At 63.9% G+C, this 15408-nt stretch carries 17 protein-coding genes; 1 reads left to right on the top strand and 16 read right to left on the bottom strand.

The annotated features are described in order from the left end of the window. Positions 1–35 precede the first annotated feature (35 nt). The 15 genes from WDZ97_RS01780 to WDZ97_RS01710 form a co-directional block, all read right to left on the bottom strand. A complete protein-coding gene (locus tag WDZ97_RS01780) occupies positions 36–1289 on the bottom strand; it encodes an NADH-quinone oxidoreductase subunit D (protein WP_304002540.1) in 1254 nt (417 codons plus the stop codon). Then, the gene (locus WDZ97_RS01775) at positions 1282–1884 is read right to left on the bottom strand and encodes an NADH-quinone oxidoreductase subunit C (RefSeq protein ID WP_304002538.1); all 603 of its coding nucleotides are present in this window, start codon (positions 1882–1884) and stop codon (positions 1282–1284) included. The genes WDZ97_RS01780 and WDZ97_RS01775 overlap by 8 nt, the downstream gene beginning before the upstream one ends. A gap of 5 nt (positions 1885–1889) precedes the next feature. Next, on the bottom strand, positions 1890–2366 hold the full coding sequence (locus WDZ97_RS01770; protein WP_008058281.1) for a NuoB/complex I 20 kDa subunit family protein: 477 nt from the start codon (positions 2364–2366) through the stop codon (positions 1890–1892). Positions 2367–2420: 54 nt separating this feature from the next. Beyond that, positions 2421–2777: an NADH-quinone oxidoreductase subunit A gene (locus WDZ97_RS01765; protein ID WP_304012448.1), complete on the bottom strand. Its 357-nt coding sequence runs from the start codon at positions 2775–2777 to the stop codon at positions 2421–2423. A gap of 147 nt (positions 2778–2924) precedes the next feature. Continuing rightward, positions 2925–3296 carry a preprotein translocase subunit SecG gene (secG, locus tag WDZ97_RS01760; protein WP_425761614.1) on the bottom strand — a complete coding sequence of 124 codons (372 nt, stop codon included), beginning with the start codon at positions 3294–3296 and terminating at the stop codon, positions 2925–2927. Positions 3297–3305: 9 nt separating this feature from the next. Then, positions 3306–4055, bottom strand: a complete 750-nt coding sequence (gene tpiA, locus WDZ97_RS01755; protein ID WP_425761613.1) for a triose-phosphate isomerase — start codon at positions 4053–4055, stop codon at positions 3306–3308. Positions 4056–4192: 137 nt separating this feature from the next. Continuing rightward, a complete protein-coding gene (gene pstB / locus WDZ97_RS01750; protein WP_425761612.1) occupies positions 4193–4978 on the bottom strand; it encodes a phosphate ABC transporter ATP-binding protein PstB in 786 nt (261 codons plus the stop codon). A 43-nt stretch (positions 4979–5021) separates the two neighbouring features. Beyond that, positions 5022–5945, bottom strand: a complete 924-nt coding sequence (pstA, locus tag WDZ97_RS01745) for a phosphate ABC transporter permease PstA (RefSeq protein WP_304002526.1) — start codon at positions 5943–5945, stop codon at positions 5022–5024. Positions 5946–5948: 3 nt separating this feature from the next. After that, entirely contained in the window at positions 5949–6905 is a 957-nt protein-coding gene (gene pstC / locus WDZ97_RS01740) for a phosphate ABC transporter permease subunit PstC (protein ID WP_020165286.1), read from the bottom strand. A gap of 93 nt (positions 6906–6998) precedes the next feature. Beyond that, positions 6999–8000 (bottom strand): PstS family phosphate ABC transporter substrate-binding protein, encoded by a 1002-nt coding sequence (locus WDZ97_RS01735; protein ID WP_020165287.1) that lies wholly within the window; start codon positions 7998–8000, stop codon positions 6999–7001. 114 nt (positions 8001–8114) lie between these two features. Further along, positions 8115–9386 carry an O-acetylhomoserine aminocarboxypropyltransferase/cysteine synthase family protein gene (locus WDZ97_RS01730; RefSeq protein WP_425761611.1) on the bottom strand — a complete coding sequence of 424 codons (1272 nt, stop codon included), beginning with the start codon at positions 9384–9386 and terminating at the stop codon, positions 8115–8117. A 128-nt stretch (positions 9387–9514) separates the two neighbouring features. Continuing rightward, entirely contained in the window at positions 9515–10870 is a 1356-nt protein-coding gene (glmM, locus tag WDZ97_RS01725; protein WP_304012462.1) for a phosphoglucosamine mutase, read from the bottom strand. Positions 10871–10887: 17 nt separating this feature from the next. Then, positions 10888–11730 carry a dihydropteroate synthase gene (gene folP, locus WDZ97_RS01720; RefSeq protein ID WP_425761610.1) on the bottom strand — a complete coding sequence of 281 codons (843 nt, stop codon included), beginning with the start codon at positions 11728–11730 and terminating at the stop codon, positions 10888–10890. Positions 11731–11791: 61 nt separating this feature from the next. Next, a complete protein-coding gene (gene ftsH, locus WDZ97_RS01715; RefSeq protein ID WP_304002518.1) occupies positions 11792–13678 on the bottom strand; it encodes an ATP-dependent zinc metalloprotease FtsH in 1887 nt (628 codons plus the stop codon). 115 nt (positions 13679–13793) lie between these two features. Beyond that, on the bottom strand, positions 13794–14426 hold the full coding sequence (locus WDZ97_RS01710) for an RlmE family RNA methyltransferase (protein WP_304002516.1): 633 nt from the start codon (positions 14424–14426) through the stop codon (positions 13794–13796). A gap of 39 nt (positions 14427–14465) precedes the next feature. On the opposite strand from WDZ97_RS01710, the gene WDZ97_RS01705 reads away from it, so the two are divergent. Continuing rightward, complete coding sequence (locus WDZ97_RS01705) at positions 14466–14918, top strand: YhbY family RNA-binding protein (RefSeq protein ID WP_304012468.1); 453 nt, start codon at positions 14466–14468, stop codon at positions 14916–14918. Between the two features lie 15 nt (positions 14919–14933). Here WDZ97_RS01705 and greA read toward each other — a convergent pair whose 3' ends face one another. Further along, complete coding sequence (gene greA, locus WDZ97_RS01700; protein WP_020165293.1) at positions 14934–15407, bottom strand: transcription elongation factor GreA; 474 nt, start codon at positions 15405–15407, stop codon at positions 14934–14936. Between the last annotated feature and the right edge of the window lies 1 nt (position 15408).

The raw sequence follows: 15408 nt of genomic DNA, 5'->3' as shown, positions 1-15408 counted from the left end.
TGCTCACCGGTTACTCGCGGTCACTGAGCGGTCGCTCAACGGTCAATCTCGCCGAACACGATGTCCATCGTGCCGATGATGGCGACGACGTCGGAAATCATGTGTCCGCGGGACATTTCATCCATCGCCGCCAGGTGTGCGAAACCGGGCGCGCGGATCTTCAGGCGGTAGGGCTTGTTGGCACCGTCCGACATCGCGTAGATGCCGAACTCGCCCTTCGGGTGTTCCACCGCGGCATAGCACTCGCCTTCCGGCACGTGGATGCCTTCGGTGAACAGCTTGAAGTGGTGGATCAGCTCTTCCATATTGCCCTTCATCGCTTCGCGCGACGGCGGTGCAACCTTGTGGTTGGGGCTGATGACCGGACCCGGGTTCTTGCGCAGCCAGTCGATGCACTGACGGACGATGCGGTTGGACTGGCGCATCTCTTCGATGCGGACCAGATAGCGGTCGTAGCTGTCGCCGTTGGTGCCGACCGGGATATCGAAATCCATGCGGTCGTACACTTCATACGGCTGCTTCTTGCGCAGGTCCCAGGCAATGCCCGAGCCGCGCAGCATCGGACCGGTGAAACCCAGCGCCTTGGCGCGCTCAGGCGTCACGATGCCGATATCGACCAGTCGCTGCTTCCAGATGCGGTTGTCGGTGAGCAGGGTTTCGTACTCGTCGACATAGCGCGGGAAGCGATTGGTGAAATCCTCGAGGAAGTCGAGCATCGAACCGCTGCGGTTCTCGTTCAGCCGCTTGATCGCGTCGGCGTTCTTGAACTTGTTCGCCTGGTACTGCGGCATCGAATCCGGCAGGTCACGATAGACGCCGCCCGGACGGTAGTAGGCCGCGTGCATGCGCGCACCCGACACCGCCTCGTAGGCGTCCATCAGATCTTCGCGCTCGCGGAAGGCGTACAGGAACACCGTCATCGCGCCGACGTCGAGCGCGTGCGCGCCGAGCCACAGCAGGTGGTTCAGGATGCGGGTGATCTCGTCGAACATGACGCGGATGTACTGCGCGCGCTCCGGCACGTCGATCTGCAGCAGCTTCTCGATCGCCATGCAGTAGGCGTGCTCGTTGCACATCATCGACACGTAGTCGAGACGGTCCATGTAGGGCACGCTCTGCACCCAGGTGCGGGTTTCGGCCAGCTTCTCGGTCGCGCGATGCAGCAGACCGATGTGCGGGTCGGCGCGCTGGACGACTTCGCCGTCCAGTTCGAGCACCAGGCGCAGCACGCCGTGGGCCGCCGGATGCTGCGGCCCGAAGTTCATCGTGTAGTTGCGGATCTCAGCCATGGCCGACGTCCCCGTAGTTTTCTTCGCGCACGACGCGCGGCGTGACTTCGCGCGGTGCGATGGTGACCGGCTGGTAGATGACCCGCTTGGTTTCCGGGTCATAGCGCATTTCGACGTGACCCGAAATCGGGAAGTCCTTGCGGAAGGGGTGACCGACGAAACCGTAATCGGTCAGCAGGCGACGCAGGTCGCCGTGTCCGGCGAACATGATGCCGAACAGGTCGAAGGCTTCACGCTCGAACCAGTTGGCCGCCGGCCACACGTCGTTCACCGAGGCGATGACCGGAAAGTCCTCGTCCGACACGAAGGCGCGCAGTCGCAGGCGCAGGTTGGCGGCAATCGACATCAGATGCACCACGACCGCGTAACGCGCGCCCGAAGAACGGGTCGCGTGCGTCGACAGATCGAGGCCGCACAGGTCGATCAACTGCTCGAACGGCGTGTCGGCGTGATCGCGCAGTGCGAGCGCGATGTCGTGGTAATCGTCGGCGCCGACCTCGATGGTCAGCTCGCCCAGTTCGACGGAGGCAGTGCGGATCTTGTCGCCGAACTGCGCCGTCAGCGCGTCGCGCAGGGATTCAATGCGTGTGCTCATGACGTTCAGCGCGCGATGGTGCTGGTACGGCGGATCTTGTTCTGCAGCTGCATCAGGCCGTAGATCAGCGCCTCGGCCGTCGGCGGACAGCCCGGCACATAGACGTCGACCGGCACGATGCGGTCGCAGCCGCGCACCACCGAGTAGGAGTAATGGTAGTAACCGCCGCCATTGGCACAGGAGCCCATCGACAGCACCCAGCGCGGCTCGGGCATCTGGTCATAGACGCGACGCAGCGCCGGCGCCATCTTGTTGCACAGCGTGCCGGCCACGATCATCAGATCGGATTGCCGGGGGCTGGGGCGAAACACGATGCCGAAGCGGTCGAGGTCGTAACGCGAAGCACCCGCCTGCATCATCTCGACAGCACAGCAAGCCAGACCGAAGGTCATCGGCCACAAAGAGCCGGTGCGGGTCCAGTTGATCAGCTTGTCGAGCTGAGTCGTGACGAAGCCTTCCTGAAGAACGCCTTCAATGCTCATCGATCAATCCGTCGTAATAACTTAATTGGGCAGACGCCCGACCGCCTGGCAGGATTACTCCCAGTCCAGCGCGCCCTTCTTCCATTCGTAGATGAAACCCACGACCAGAATGCCGAGGAAAATCATCATCGCGACAAAACCGAACATGCCGATCTCTTCGAGCACGATGGCCCACGGGAAGAGGAAGGCGATTTCCAGGTCGAACAGGATGAACAGGATGGCCACGAGGTAGTAGCGCACGTCAAACTTCATGCGCGTGTCTTCGAACGCTTCGAAGCCGCACTCGTAGGGGGAGAGCTTGTCGGGGTCCGGGCGGCTGGGGCCGACCAGCTTGCCGGCGATCATCGGCACGAAACCGAAACCGATGCCGATGAGAATGAACAGAAGGATCGGAAAGTATTCGATCAACATGACGGGTTATTCATGCGTGAAATCATTTCCGGCGGCACGGGGAGTAATCCGGGGCCGGCTCACGGCGCACCACCGATCGGCTGCGCACCACGTTGCACTGCAGCGTGAAACGCGCGGAGTATAGCGCGTTTCACGATGAATGCGGACTTACTTGGGAATATCCGCCGCCTTGGAATCAGGCTGGGCGGGCGTTGCAGCCGGTTGTTGCGGTGCATCAGGTGTAGCGGGAACGGTGACAGTCTTGGCCGCATCGATGACCGAACTGGAACCCGATTTCGGCTGATTGGTCGCCATATAGCTCAGTGCAAGGCTGGTGCAGAAGAACACGGCAGCCAGCGCAGCGGTCGTGCGGCTGAGGAAGTTCGCCGAACCGGACGAACCGAAAAGGCTGCCCGACGCACCGCTGCCGAAGGCGGCACCCATGTCCGCGCCCTTGCCATGCTGCAGCAGCACGAGAACGATGACACCGATGCCGACCAGCACGTGGACCGACAGCACAAGCGAAAAAACGATACCCATCAAATCACCTCAGGATGCTGCAGCGGCCACGATGGCGAGGAAATCCCCGGCCACCAGCGACGCACCGCCAATAAGTCCACCATCGATATCCGCCTGACCGAAAAGCTCGGCGGCGTTCTGCGGCTTAACACTGCCGCCGTAAAGAATCGTCGTGCGCGCGGCGACGTCGGCACCACACCATGCAGCCAGTCGCCCGCGGATGAAGGCATGCACCGCCTGCGCCTGCGCCGGCGTCGCCGTCTTGCCGGTGCCGATGGCCCACACCGGTTCGTAGGCGATCACGCAGGCAGCCAGTGCCGCTGCACCACCGCGCTCGAACACCGCCTTGAGCTGACGCTCGACCACGGCTTCGGTCACCCCGCCCTCGCGTTCGTCCAGCGTTTCGCCGACACACAGAATGGGCTGCAGCTTGACCGCGAGCGCGGCGTCGACCTTGGCGGCGACACGCTGGTCAGTGTCGCCGAACAGCGCGCGCCGTTCAGAGTGACCGACGATGACGTAACGACATCCGAAGTCGTTCAGCATCGCACCGGACACTTCGCCGGTATAGGCACCGACCGCGTGCTCGCTCAGATCCTGTGCGCCCCACGCAATGGCCGAGCCTTCGAGCAGCGACTTCGCCTGCTGCAGATAGGGGAAGGGCACGCACACCGCCGACGGACATCCCTGCTCGCCCGCCTCGCGCAGCGCACCGAGCAGCGCCGCATTGGCGTCCAGCCCGCCATGCATCTTCCAGTTGCCTACGACCAGTTTTCGCATCGCCAAAACGCTCGCGCGCCAAAAGCAAAACCCCGGATTCTAGCGCATCGCAGCGCAAAAATCCGGGGCTCGGCAGATGGCGAGGCTAGGGTCTGTTGATATTGAATCGCGGGCCGCGTTGCGCTCCTTGCCTAGGATCAGCCGAAGCGGCCGGTGATGTAGTCCTCGGTTTCCTTCTTCTGCGGCTTGATGAAGATCTGATCGGTCAGGCCGAACTCGACCAGCTCGCCCATGTACATGTAGGCGGTGTAGTCGGACACCCGCGCCGCCTGCTGCATGTTGTGGGTGACGATCAGGATGGTCACCTTGTCCTTCAGCTCGGTTACCAGCTCTTCGATGCTCGCAGTGGCGATCGGGTCGAGCGCCGAAGTCGGCTCGTCGAACAGGATGATTTCCGGATCGGTCGCCAGCGCGCGCGCGATGCACAGGCGCTGCTGCTGGCCGCCGGACAGATTGGCGCCCAGCTCGTTCAGGCGGTTCTTCACCTCGTCCCACAGCGCCGCGCCGCGCAGCGCCTGCTCCACCCGCTCATCGATCACCGAGCGACGCTTCTCGCCGCGCACGCGCAGGCCGTAGGCCACGTTCTCGTAGATCGACTTGGGAAAGGGGTTGGGCTTCTGGAACACCATGCTGATGCGCATGCGCACCTCGATCGGATCGACCTCGTCGTCGAGCAGATTGGTGTTGTCCGGGTGCAGCAGGATCTTGCCGTCGTAACGGTTGCCCGGATACAGGTCGTGCATGCGGTTGAAACAGCGCAGCAGCGTCGACTTGCCGCAGCCGGACGGGCCGATCAGCGCAGTCACCTTCTTCTCGTGCACCGGCATGTTGATGCCCTTCAGCGCATGGAAGGCACCGTAGTGGAAATTCAGGTTCTTGACTTCGGCCTTGGCAGCGGAGCGCACATCGGTCGCAGTGGTCATGGTCGGATTCTCTTGAAGGTTGTATGCGGTACGGACGATCGGCTTACCACTTGATGTTGCGGCGCAGGCGGTAGCGCAGCCAGATCGCGACGCCATTCATCGCCAGCGTCATGAAGACCAGGATGAAACCGGCCGCCGCGGCATTGACCTGGAAGGCCGCTTCCGGACGCGAGGTCCAGTTGAACATCTGGATCGGCATCACGGTGAAAGGCGCGGTCAGCCATTCGAAATTGATGAAGGGGAACACGTCCGTAACCGGCGCCGGCGGCAGGAAGGCGATGAAGGTCAGCGCGCCGATGGTGATGATGGGCGCCGTTTCGCCGATCGCGCGCGCCATACCGATGATGACGCCGGTCAGGATGCCGGCACTCGAGTACGGCACGATGTGATCGCGCACCGTCTGCCAGGTCGTCGCGCCGCAGGCGTAGGCACCTTCACGCACCATCTGCGGAATGGCGCGGATCGATTCGCGCGTCGCCACGATGACCACCGGCAGGATGAGCAGGCCGAGCGTCAGGCCGGCCGACAGGATGGACTGACCGAAGCCGAACTTGTACACGAACAGCCCCAGCGCCAGCAGGCCATACACGATGGACGGCACGCCCGCGAGGTTGGTCACGTTGATTTCGATGATGTCGGTGACCCAGTTCTTCGGCGCGTACTCTTCCAGATAGATACCGGCCGCCACGCCCAGCGGCACCGCCGAGAAGGCGGTCACCAGCATGACCAGAATGGTGCCGACCCAGGCCGACAGGATGCCGGCGCTGCCGGCGCGACGCGACGGGAAATTGGTCAGGAAGTCATAGTCGATGCGCGCCGCCCCCTTGATCGCCATGTCAGCGAACAGCACGGTCAGCGTAAGCACGCCGACCATCAGCGCGAGCAGCCCGAGCAGGCCGAACAGCATGTCCCAGCGCTTGTGGCGCGCGATGATGGCCCGGATGGCCTGGATGTCCTGTTGGTTCATGGATCAATAGACCTCGCGGAAGCGCTTGCGCAGGTAATAGCCGAGCAGGTTGAAGCCCAGGGTCATCAGCATCAGCGTCAGACCGGCGGCGAAGATGGTCTGGTAACCGATGGAGCCGTGCGGCAGGTCACCGAGGGCCACCTGCACGATGTAGGAGGTGATGGTTGCGCCCGGCTCGGCCGGATTGAAGGTCAGGTTGGGCTGCATGCCGGCGGCCACCGCGAGAATCATCGTCTCGCCGACCGCGCGCGAAATGCCCAGGATGTAGGCCGAGGCGATGCCCGAGGTCGCTGCCGGCACCACGGTGCGCAGCGCCGTCTGCAGGCGCGTCGCACCCATCGCGTAGGAGCCCTCGCGCAGGCTCATCGGCACCGCGCGCATCGCGTCCTCGGACAGCGAACTGACGTAGGGGATGATCATGATGCCCATCACCAGACCGGCCGACAGCAGGCTGAAACCGGGCAGTTCAGGGAACAGGTACTGCAGCGCCGGCGTCACCACCATCAGCGCGAAATAGCCGTAGATGATGGTCGGCACGCCACCCAGCAGCTCGAGGATGGGCTTGGCGATCTCACGCGTCTTGAACGAGGCGAATTCGGACAGATAGATCGCGATGATGGTGCCCAGCGGCAGCGCGACCGCCAGCGCGACGAAGGAACTGGTGAGCGTGCCCGACAGCAGCACCATGATGCCGTAGTGCGCGTCATCGAACAGCGGGGTCCATTGCGTGTCGGTCAGGAAGTCCCACAGCGACACGTGCTCGAACAGCGTCAGCGATTCGCTGACCAGGATGTAGACGATGGCTATCGTCGTCAGGACGGAGATCGACGCCGCAGTGAACAGGATGAATTCGATCACCCTTTCCTTCACGTGGCGGGACGCGCGCTTGCGCAGGCGATCGCTGACCGCATCGGGCGCAGTCGACGGAGGAGCTGACATGGTCTGGGCGTGGGCGGTCATGTAGGGGCGCTCATTTTACGGGTCGCCATCCGCCGCCGTGCGGAAGATGACAAAAAGCCCCGGGACGAACCCGGGGCCCTTGCAGCGGAATCCTTATTCCTTCGGATCGCGCTTGAGCAGGTCGGACACCTTGACGCCCACTTCCGAATGACCACCGAAGGCCGTACCGGTCTTCTTCTTCGTGAAGTTCTCCAGCGCGTGCTTGTAGTCCGCGTCGGTCAGCGGCACGTACTTCACTTCCTTGGTCAGCGCGGCGGCGTTCTTCAGGTAGAACTCGACGAATTCCTTCACTTCCGGCTTGTCGACCGAAGCGGCATTCACGTAGATGAAGATCGGGCGCGACAGCGGCTGGTAGTCACCCGAAATCACCGCTTCCAGCGACGGCTCGACCGCCTTGCCGGTCTTCGGATTGACCACCGGCACGGCCTTCAGCTTGTCCTTGTTCTCGACGTAGTAGGCAAAGCCGAAGTAGCCGAGTGCGCCGGCGTCGCGCGACACGCCCTGCACCAGCACGTTGTCGTCTTCCGACGCGGTGAAGTCACCACGGCTGGACTTGGACTTGCCGACGATGGCTTCGGTGAAGTAGTCGAAGGTGCCGGAATCGGCGCCCGGGCCGAACAGCTTCAGGCCGGTGTCGGGCCAGGCAGCATTGACCTGGTTCCACTTCAGGATCTTGCCCTGAGCAGCCGGTTCCCACATGGTCTTCAGCTCGGCGGCGGTAATCTGCTTCAGGAAGCTGTTCTTCGGGTTCATCACCAGCGTCAGCGCATCGAAGGCGACCGGCAGCTCGATGTACTTGATGCCTGCAGCCTTGCAGTCAGCCATTTCCTTGTCGAGGATGGGACGCGAGGCGTTCGACACGTCGATCTCACCGCGGCAGAACTTCTTGAAACCGCCGCCGGTGCCGGAAATGCCCACGGTCACCTGGACGGTGCCCTTCTTCGCCTTCTGGAATTCTTCCGCGACCGCTTCAGTGATCGGGAAAACAGTGCTCGAACCGTCGATCTTGACCAGCGTCGGGGCTGCCAGGGCGGATGCGGAAGCAAACAGGGCGCCGACAGCGGCGGTCAGGGTGGCGATCTTGCGTACGTTCATCAGGACTCTCCGTAAGGTTGCGTCGTGTTGCGATGCGACGAAGCGCAGTTTATGAATGCTTTGTTACACCCATGTGAAGGTGAAACAATTCATCCAGCCACCCCATGACCGTCGTCAAACGGCCTGCAGAGCCTGATCCAGATCGTCGATGATGTCGTCGATGTGCTCGATGCCGATCGACAGTCTGACCATGTCTTCCGACACGCCCGCCCGCCTCAACTCGTCGGGCGAGAGCTGGCGATGGGTGGTCGAGGCCGGATGGCAGGCCAGCGATTTGGCGTCACCGATATTGACCAGCCGGGTGATCAGCTTCAGCGCATCCTGGAAACGTGCCCCGGCTTCGCGCCCACCCTTGACGCCAAAGGTGAGCAGGCCGGAGGCCTTGCCGCCGAAATAGCGCTGCACCAGGCCGTGGCTGGGGTGGTCCGGCAGGCCGGCGTAATTGACCCATTCGACCTTCGGGTGTGACGTCAGATGGCGGGCGACCGCCGTCGCGTTTTCGCAGTGCCGGTCCATGCGCAGCGCCAGCGTCTCCAGCCCCTGCATGATCAGGAAGCTGTTGAACGGCGAGATCGCGGCGCCCATATTGCGCAGCGGTACCGTCCGCGCACGGCCGATGTAGGCGGCCGGTCCGAGCGCTTCGGTGTAGATCACGCCGTGGTAGCTCACTTCCGGCTCGTTCAGCCGGCGGAAGCGGGTCTTGTGTTCGGCCCACGGGAAGTGGCCGCCATCGACGATGATGCCGCCGATGCTGGTGCCGTGACCACCCATGTACTTGGTCAGCGAATGCACGACGATGTCGGCGCCGTGCTCGATCGGCCGCGTCAGATAGGGCGACGGCACCGTGTTATCGACGATCAGCGGCACGCCGCCCTCGTGCGCCACCTTAGCGAACGCGGCGAAATCGACCACGTTGCCGAGCGGGTTGCCGATCGATTCGCAGAACACCGCCTTCGTGCGCGCATCGATCTTCGCTGCAGCGGCGGCCGGATCGGCCGCATCGACAAAGCGCACCTCGATGCCGTACTGCGGCAGCGTGTGCGCGAACAGGTTGTAGGTGCCCCCGTACAGCGCCGACGTGGCGACGATGTTGTCGCCCGCCTCGGCAATGGTCATGATCGCGTAGGTGATCGCCGCCTGGCCGGACGCCAGCGCCAGCGCCGCAATGCCGCCCTCCAGCGCGGCGACGCGCTGTTCCAGCACATCGCTGGTCGGGTTCATGATGCGGGTGTAGATGTTGCCCTTGACCTTGAGGTCGAACAGGTCGGCCCCGTGCTGGGTGTCGTCGAAGGCGTAACTGGTGGTCTGGTAGATCGGCACCGCCACCGCCTTGGTGGTCGGATCGGGCGAATAGCCGGCGTGAATGGCGAGCGTGTCGAAACGCATGTTCATGTCCTCCCTCGGGTTGAGGGCCGAAATCTACACGCGGACGGCATCACGCACAAAAGCGGTGCAGCAAAGAAAAATGCCGCCCCGCGGACGCGGTGGCGGCATTCGGGGGAGAAGTCTGCCGGTCAGGCGGCCATTGCCGACTCGACCACCTGCGCCAGACGCTGGGCCAGCCGGCCGACTTCGGCGGCGTCCTGACCTTCGACCATCACGCGCAGCAGCGGCTCGGTGCCCGACGGACGCAGCAGCACGCGGCCACGCTGCGCCAGTTCGCTTTCGACCTCGATCCGGGTCTGGTCGATGATGGGCGCCTGCTTCCAGTCGAAACCGGGGCGCAGTTTCACGTTCACCAGCTTCTGCGGGTAGAGCTTGAGACCGGAACAGGCCTGCTCCAGGCTGATGTCCTGCGCACGCAGCGCGGCCAGCACCTGCAGCGCCGCGACGATGCCGTCACCTGTGGTGTGGCGGTCGAGATCGATGATGTGGCCCGAGTTCTCGCCGCCGAGGCGCCAGCCCTGCTGGTGCAACGTTTCCAGCACGTAGCGGTCGCCCACCTTGGCGCGCGCCAGACCGACCCCCATTTCGTTCAGCGCGTGCTCGAGCGCCAGATTGGTCATCAAGGTGCCGACCACGCCGTTCAGCCGCCCTTCGCGCAGGCGCTGGGCAGCGATGACGTAGAGCAGTTCGTCGCCGTCGTAGATGCGGCCGGAGGCGTCGCACATCATCAGGCGGTCGGCGTCGCCGTCGAGGGCGATGCCGATATCGGCGCCGGTCGCGCGCACCGCCTCGGACAGCGACTTCGGTACCGTGGCGCCGACGCCGTCGTTGATGTTCATGCCGTTTGGACTGCAGCCGACAGTCACCACCTCGGCACCCAGTTCGTGGAACACCTTGGGCGCAATGCTGTACGCGGCGCCGTGCGCGCAGTCGAGCGCGATCTTCAGGCCGCGCAGGTCCAGTTCTGTCGGGAAAGTGCTTTTGCAGAACTCGATGTAGCGGCCGGGCGCGTCCTCGATGCGACGTGCCTTGCCGAGGCGGGACGACTCCATGCAGCCCATCGGTTCGTCGAGCAGCGCCTCGATCTGCAGTTCGACCTCATCCGGCAGCTTGGTGCCGCGGGCGGAGAAGAACTTGATTCCGTTGTCTTCGAAGGGGTTGTGCGAGGCGCTGATCACCACCCCCGCCTGCAGGCGCAACGCGCGAGTGAGGTAGGCGACGGCCGGCGTCGGCACCACTTTGGCCAGCACGGTATCGACACCGGCCGCCGCAAAACCGGCTTCCAGCGCGGCTTCGAGCATGTAGCCGGACACCCGGGTGTCCTTGCCGATCAGCACCGCCGGGTGCTCGCCTGCAGGCAGATGCTCGGTGGCCACCAGCGCGCGGCCGGCGGCGTAGCCGAGTCGCATCACGAAATCCGGCGTGATCGGGGCCTGACCGACCCGACCGCGTACGCCGTCCGTACCGAAATAGCGTCTCGACATCTGCACCGTCTCCTGTTCTATCTTCCGTGTTCGAAAATGCCCGCCACCTGCCAGACCGCGATCGCGTCGCGGGTGGCTGCGACGTCGTGCACGCGCACCATGTGCGCACCCCGCGCGACCGACGCCAGCGCGGCCGCCACGCTGGCCGCCACCCGATCGGTCACCGGTCGCCCGGTCAGCCGCCCCAGCACCGACTTGCGCGACAGACCGACGAGCAATGGATAACCATAATCGGCCAGCGCACGCAGTCCCTTGAGCAGGGTCAGGTTGTGTTCGGAGGTTTTTCCGAAGCCGAACCCCGGGTCGAGCATGATGCGTTCGCGCGCGATGCCGGCATCTTCCGCGGTGCGGGCCTGTTGCAGAAGGAAATCAGTCACTTCCGCGCACACATCGGCATATCGGGGATCGTTCTGCATGGTCTGCGGCGTGCCCTGCATGTGCATGATGCAGACGCCGGCATCGGTGGCCGCCACCGCCTCGACCGCACCGGGTGCGCGCAGGCCGTTGATGTCATTGACCAGCGTGGCGCCGGCCGCCAGTGCCGCACGCATCACTTCCGGCTTCCAGGTATCGATGGACAGCGGCACACCCAGGCCGGACAGCGCCTCGATCACCGGCACGACGCGGCGGATTTCCTCCTCCGCCGGCACCGGATCGGAGCCGGGACGCGTCGATTCGCCACCGATGTCGAGCATGTCGGCGCCGTCAGCGATGAATTTCTCGGCCTGGGCGACGGCCCGGGCGACGTCGAAGGCAATGCCGTCACCGGAGAAGGAGTCGGGCGTGGCGTTGATGATGCCCATCACGAGCGGGCGATCGAGCGAGAGACGGTAGGGGCCGCAGTGCAAGTTCGTGTTCATGGTCGTCACAAATGAAAACCGGAGGCAGCGCCTCCGGTCGTGGGTTGAATTGCAGTCGGTGTCAGGCCGGCGCTGCGGCGTTCGCTGCCGCACCCGGTGCGCCGCCATCGGACGACGCCTTGGGCGGACGCGAGGTGGGCTTGGGCGGACGCACCGGGCGATCGTTCATGATGTCGTCGATCTGGTCGGCATCGATGGTTTCGAAGTCGAGCAGTGCCCGGGTCATCGCCTCGACCTTGTCGCGGTTGTCTTCCAGCAGCTTGCGGGCAACGGCGTAGCGCTCGTCGATGATGCTGCGGATTTCCGCATCGACGTGCTGCATCGTCGTTTCCGACATGTTGCGGTGAGTGGCGACCGAGCGGCCGAGGAATACCTCGCCCTCCTCCTCGCCATACACCATCGGGCCCATCGCATCGGACATGCCCCACTGGGTCACCATCCGGCGCGCCAGATCGGTCGCGCGCTGGAAGTCGTTGGCGGCGCCGTTGGTCATCTGGTTCATGAAGATCTCTTCGGCGATGCGGCCGGACAGCATCATCGAAATGAGCTGCAGGCAGTAGTCCTTGTCGTAGCTGTAGCGGTCCTTCTCGGGCAGCGACATGGTCACGCCCAGCGCGCGACCGCGCGGGATGATGGTGACCTTGTGCACCGGGTCGCACTTGGGCAGCAGCATGCCGACGATGGCGTGGCCGGACTCGTGATAGGCGGTGTTCTTCTTCTCTTCCTCGTCCATCACCATGGTGCGGCGTTCGGCGCCCATGATGATCTTGTCCTTGGCGCGCTCGAAGTCCTCCATATCCACCACGCGCTTGTTGCTGCGCGCAGCGAACAGCGCCGCTTCGTTCACCAGATTGGCGAGGTCGGCGCCAGAGAAACCGGGCGTGCCGCGCGCGATGATTTCAGCCTTGACGTCCGGCGCCAACGGCACCTTGCGCATGTGCACGGCGAGGATCTGCTCGCGACCGCGGATATCCGGCAGCGGCACCACGACCTGACGGTCGAAGCGGCCCGGACGCAGCAGCGCCGGATCGAGCACGTCCGGACGGTTGGTCGCGGCGATGACGATGATGCCGGTCTGGCCTTCGAAGCCGTCCATTTCGACCAGCAGCTGGTTCAGCGTCTGTTCGCGTTCGTCGTTGCCACCGCCGAGGCCGGCACCGCGCTGGCGGCCGACCGCGTCGATTTCGTCGATGAAGATGATGCAGGGTGCCTGCTTCTTGGCCTGTTCGAACATGTCGCGCACGCGGGCCGCGCCGACGCCGACGAACATTTCGACGAAATCGGAACCCGAAATCGAGAAGAACGGCACCTTGGCTTCGCCGGCGATGGCCTTGGCCAGCAGCGTCTTGCCAGTACCCGGCGAGCCGACCATCAGCACGCCCTTCGGAATGCGGCCACCGAGCTTCTGGAACTTGGACGGATCGCGCAGGAACTCGACCAGCTCAGCCACCTCTTCCTTCGCTTCGTCGCAACCGGCGACGTCGGCGAACGTGACGGTATTGGTAGACTCGTCGAGCATGCGTGCCTTGGACTTGCCAAAGGAGAAGGCGCCACCACGGCCGCCACCCTGCATCTGGCGCATGAAGAAGATCCAGACGCCGATCAGCAGCAGCATCGGGAACCACGACACGAAGATGCTCATCAGGAAGCTCTGTTCCTCTTCCGGCTTGGCGACCACCTTGACATTGCTCTTCAGCAGGTCGCTGATCAGCCAGATGTCCTGCGGCGGTGCGTAGGAGGTGATGCGCTTGCCGTCGGCGGTTTGGGCGTTCAGCGAACGGCCCTGGATTTCGACCTTGGTGATCCGGCCGGCCTTCACCTCTTCGAGGAATTCCGAATACTCGACCATGCCTTGCGTGGCCTGGCGCTGATTGAACTGGTTGAACACCGTCATCAGCACGATGCCGATCACAAGCCAGATCGCAAGATTTTTGAACATGTTGTTCAAGGCATTTCCTCTGTATTCCCGGAACCGGATTGACCGGTCCGATCAATGCAACATCACGAAGCGACCACCGACAGACCGGAAACGGCCGCGTATGTTCCGCGCCCGCGCCTGTATGTCACGCAGCAGGCTGTCCACGCCTGCCACGACACAGAAGATACACCTCTGCACTGCGGTCGCGGGAACTGTCGGGCTTGCGCACGGCCACCGACGTGAAAAGTTGTTCCATTTCGCGTCTGAGCTCGTCGAAACCCGAGCCCTGGAACACTTTTACGAGCATGTCACCGCCGCTCTTGAGGTGTTCGCGTGCGAATTCGAGTGCCAGTTCGAGCAGATGAATGGATCTCGCCTGATCGGTGACCGCGATTCCGGAGAGGTTGGGGGCCATATCGGACAAAACAAGGTCCACCCGACGGCCCTCCAGCGATTCCACCAGTTCGGCCAGCGGCTCGTCCTCACGGAAATCGCCGAGGATGAAATGCACGCCGTGCACCGGCTCCATCGGCAACAGGTCTATCGCCACCACCCTGCCGGCCGCACCGACCTTCTTCGACGCCACCTGCGACCAGCCGCCGGGCGTGCTGCCGAGGTCCACCACCACCTTGCCCGGCCCGAGCAGACGGTCCTTGTCGTCGATCTGCATCAGCTTGAACGCGGCACGCGAGCGAAAGCCCTGCGCCTGCGCCTGCTTTACATAAGGGTCGTTGATGTGGTCGTGTACCCACTGGCGGCTGGTTTTGTTCTTGGCCATGACTTAGCTTAGACTTGCGCGCCTTTCTGGAAGAACGCCATGTTGACCCTGACTCCCGATGAACGCCGCGCGCTGCGCGCGCAAGCCCACCCGCTGAAGCCGGTCGTGATGATCGCGCAGAACGGCTTGACCGCTGCGGTACTGAAGGAAATCGAACTGGCGCTCAAGTCGCACGAGCTGATCAAGGTGCGCGTGTTCGACGCAGACCGTGAACAGCGCGACGCCTGGCTGGCGGAAACCTGCGAAACGCTGGGTGCCGCGCCGGTGCAGCGCATCGGCAACATCCTGGTGCTGTACCGCCCCAACCCCGAACTGCACGTGCCGGCCGAACCGGTGAAGCCGGTGCGCAAGAGCGCTGCCAAGACGTCGGCCGCCAAGCCCGGCAAGCCGGTACCGACGCGCAGTGCGCCGGCCAAGCCGGTGGCCAATCGCCGCGGCATCGCCCGCAACAGCACGAAGCCGCTCAGGCCGCGCGCCCGCCCGACCCGCTGAGCCTCGGCGCTGCGCTCAGACGTAGCGCACGTCCACGATTTCGTACTCGCGGATGCCGCCCGGGGCCTGCACTTCGGCCACGTCGCCGGCGTACTTGCCGATCAGCGCACGCGCGATCGGCGAATTCACCGAAATCATGCCCGCCTTCAGATCTGCCTCGTCGTCCCCGACGATCTGGTAGGTCACCGGCTTGCCGGCTTCCACGTCTTCCAGATCGACGGTTGCACCGAACACGATGCGGCCGTCGGCGTCGAGCGCCTTCGGATCGATGATCTGGGCGTTCGAAAGCTTGCCTTCGACTTCGGCAATCCGGCCTTCGATGAAACCCTGACGCTCCTTCGCCGCATCGTACTCGGCGTTTTCGGACAGATCGCCGTGCGAACGCGCTTCGGCGATCGCGGCGATGACGTTGGGACGATCCACGGTTTTCAGTCGGTGCAGCTCGGCCTTGAGCTTTTCGGCACCGTTGACGGTAAGAGGTACGCTCATA

The sequence above is a fragment of the Methyloversatilis sp. MC4-4 genome, from assembly GCF_049843555.1.
In the GTDB taxonomy this organism is placed as follows: domain Bacteria; phylum Pseudomonadota; class Gammaproteobacteria; order Burkholderiales; family Rhodocyclaceae; genus Methyloversatilis; species Methyloversatilis discipulorum_B.
This window is presented reverse-complemented; position numbering and strand designations above follow the sequence as displayed.

Coding starts and splice junctions, on each gene's coding strand:
- WDZ97_RS01705 (WP_304012468.1), top strand. CDS start 14,466: ATGTTGACCCTGACTCCCGATGAACGCCGCGCGCTGCGCGCGCAAGCC.
- secG (WP_425761614.1), bottom strand. CDS start 3,296: ATGGGTATCGTTTTTTCGCTTGTGCTGTCGGTCCACGTGCTGGTCGGC.
- WDZ97_RS01730 (WP_425761611.1), bottom strand. CDS start 9,386: ATGCGTTTCGACACGCTCGCCATTCACGCCGGCTATTCGCCCGATCCG.
- greA (WP_020165293.1), bottom strand. CDS start 15,407: ATGAGCGTACCTCTTACCGTCAACGGTGCCGAAAAGCTCAAGGCCGAG.
- WDZ97_RS01770 (WP_008058281.1), bottom strand. CDS start 2,366: ATGAGCATTGAAGGCGTTCTTCAGGAAGGCTTCGTCACGACTCAGCTC.
- pstB (WP_425761612.1), bottom strand. CDS start 4,978: ATGACCACTGCGACCGATGTGCGCTCCGCTGCCAAGGCCGAAGTCAAG.
- folP (WP_425761610.1), bottom strand. CDS start 11,730: ATGAACACGAACTTGCACTGCGGCCCCTACCGTCTCTCGCTCGATCGC.
- tpiA (WP_425761613.1), bottom strand. CDS start 4,055: ATGCGAAAACTGGTCGTAGGCAACTGGAAGATGCATGGCGGGCTGGAC.
- WDZ97_RS01775 (WP_304002538.1), bottom strand. CDS start 1,884: ATGAGCACACGCATTGAATCCCTGCGCGACGCGCTGACGGCGCAGTTC.
- WDZ97_RS01780 (WP_304002540.1), bottom strand. CDS start 1,289: ATGGCTGAGATCCGCAACTACACGATGAACTTCGGGCCGCAGCATCCG.
- WDZ97_RS01765 (WP_304012448.1), bottom strand. CDS start 2,777: ATGTTGATCGAATACTTTCCGATCCTTCTGTTCATTCTCATCGGCATC.
- glmM (WP_304012462.1), bottom strand. CDS start 10,870: ATGTCGAGACGCTATTTCGGTACGGACGGCGTACGCGGTCGGGTCGGT.
- WDZ97_RS01710 (WP_304002516.1), bottom strand. CDS start 14,426: ATGGCCAAGAACAAAACCAGCCGCCAGTGGGTACACGACCACATCAAC.
- WDZ97_RS01735 (WP_020165287.1), bottom strand. CDS start 8,000: ATGAACGTACGCAAGATCGCCACCCTGACCGCCGCTGTCGGCGCCCTG.
- pstA (WP_304002526.1), bottom strand. CDS start 5,945: ATGAACCAACAGGACATCCAGGCCATCCGGGCCATCATCGCGCGCCAC.
- pstC (WP_020165286.1), bottom strand. CDS start 6,905: ATGACCGCCCACGCCCAGACCATGTCAGCTCCTCCGTCGACTGCGCCC.